Here is a 1,486-nt window from a genome sequence, read left to right as displayed (position 1 = left end):
CACCCGCCCCTGGTCCAGGACGACGATCTCGTCGGCCGGTCGCACCGACGCCAGCCGGTGCGTGATGAGCACGACCGTGGCCGAGGTCCGCGCGGCGTGCTCGTGCACCGACGAGAAGAACCGGTACTCGGCCCGGGCGTCCAGCGCCGAGGTGGGCTCGTCCACGATCAGCAGCGGGACGTCGGCGCCGTCGGCGCGGTAGAAGGCGCGCGCCGCCGCCAGCCGTTGCCACTGGCCCCCGGAGGGCTGCACGCCCTGGGCGAACGACTTGTCCATCAGCGTCTCCCACCCGTGGGGCAGGTCGGCCACCACGGCGTCGGCGTGGGTGGCGCGCGGCGCGGGCCAACCGGTCGGCGTCGAAGGGGGTGCCCATGACCACGTTCTCGCGCGCGGTCATGGGCCAGTGGGTGTGCTCCTGGCCCATGACCGCGATGCGTCGGCGCAGACTGTCGCCGTCCACCCCGGCCAGGTCGGCCCCGTCCCAGCACACGCGGCCCCGGTCCGGGACGTACAGGCCCGCCAACAGCTTGGCCAGGGTGGACTTGCCCGACCCGTTCTCCCCCACCAGCGCGTAGGTCCGGCCCCGTTCCAGGGTGAGGGTGACCTCGGCCAGCGCCGGGGCCCTCGGCGCGTCGCCGTCGGAGCCGTCGTCGTCGGGGTAGGTGAACGTCACGCCCTCCACCCGGATGGTCCCGAACCCCTCCGGGGCCGGGGGCAGGGTGGCGGGCGGTGTCAACGTCCGGGCGGTCTCGACCATGTCGAGGAAGTCGGCGAAGTACAGCCCCGACTCGTACACCCGGCTGACCGCGCCCAGGGCGGAGTTCAGCGCGCCCTGGGCGACGCGGATGGCGACCACCGCGGCGCCGCCGGCCGCGATCGGCACCACGCCCCGCACCATCAGCGTCCCGAGCACGGCGAACGCCGCCAGGGTCACCAGACCGCCGAAGGTGTCCCCGCCCAGCCGGATCAGGGAGGTGCGGGTGGCCAGGCCCATGTGCACGTCCAGTTCACGGTCGCCGAGCCGGTCGAACTCATCGCGCAGCACCCGCTCCATGTTGTAGGAGCGCACCTCGGAGGCGTTGTCGTCGTCCATCATCATCCGCTGCACCAGCCACTTGCGGCGACGCATGTCGGTCATGGCGAGCATGGCCCGGTACCGGAGTCGGGCCGCGGCCGCCGACCCCCACCACTGGGGCACCAGCGCCAACAGCAGCAGGGGGACCAGGACGGGGTGCAGGGCGGCCAGCACACCGGCCGCGGCGACGATGCCCACCAGGCCGGTGAGCACGTCGACGGTGTAGCGCACCAGCGACCCGGCCTCGTCGGTGCCGCGCGCGTAGGAGCGAAACACCTGGTCGTTGAAGGCGCTGGAGTCGAAGGCGGCGCGGGGCACGCTCGTGGTGGCCTCGTTGAACGTGCGCTCGGCGGCCAGGACCACCTGGGGTTCCAGTCGGGCCTGGGAGCGGCCGGCCAGGGTGGAGCAGAC

Annotated in this window: 1 protein-coding gene; it reads right to left on the bottom strand. The window is 73.6% G+C overall.

All coding sequences use genetic code 11. The annotated features are described in order from the left end of the window. Window positions 1-1,486 (bottom strand): ATP-binding cassette domain-containing protein (locus D471_RS36095; RefSeq protein ID WP_017601162.1); only part of this gene is annotated, 1,486 nt, incomplete at both ends.

The organism is Nocardiopsis lucentensis DSM 44048 (assembly GCF_000341125.1).
Classification (GTDB): domain Bacteria; phylum Actinomycetota; class Actinomycetes; order Streptosporangiales; family Streptosporangiaceae; genus Nocardiopsis; species Nocardiopsis lucentensis.
Note: the sequence above shows the minus strand (reverse complement) of the source record. Positions and strands in the feature narration are given on the sequence as shown.